Source organism: Aquabacterium sp. T101, from assembly GCF_057219775.1.
Map to the genome: position 1 here is coordinate 1 of NZ_JBXVVZ010000023.1, position 575 is coordinate 575.

Consider the following 575-nt stretch of genomic DNA (forward strand, 5'->3'; position numbering starts at 1 on the left):
GCACCCTCGGCCAGGCCGGTGGTCGTGCCGCTGATCGTGGGCGTGGTGTCGCGGGTGAGCGCGGCGGCGCTGACCGTCACGGTCGGCGGCGTGGCGTCCACTTCGATGCTGGCCGTGGCGGCCATGGCGGCATTGCCCGCCGCGTCGCTGGCGTTGACGCGCACCGTGTAGGCGCCGTCGCCCAGCGCAGCGGCGTCGACCGTGTAGCGGCCGTCCGCGCCGACCGCAGCAGTGCGCGTCTGCACCACGTCGCCCGCTGCATTGACCACCTCGATCGTCACGGTGGCACCCTCGGCCAGGCCGGTGGTCGTGCCACTGATCGTGGGCGTGGTGTCGCGGGTGAGCGCAGCGGCGCTGACGGTCACGGTCGGCGGCGTGGCGTCCACTTCGATGCTGGTCGTGACCGTCGTGGCGGCGTTGCCCGCCGCGTCGCTGGCGTTGACGCGCACGGTGTAGGCGCCGTCGCCCAGCGCAGCGGCGTCGACCGTGTAGCGGCCGTCCGCGCCGACCGCAGCAGTGCGCGTCTGCACCACGTCGCCCGCTGCATTGACCACCTCGATCGTCACGGTGGCACC

The 575-nt window shown here is 73.9% G+C and carries 1 protein-coding gene; it reads right to left on the reverse strand.

Annotation, left to right across the window (positions count from 1 at the left end; all coding sequences use genetic code 11):
- A partial coding sequence (locus AC2EAQ_RS18910) for an Ig-like domain-containing protein (protein ID WP_484645993.1) occupies positions 1–575 on the reverse strand: 575 nt, incomplete at both ends.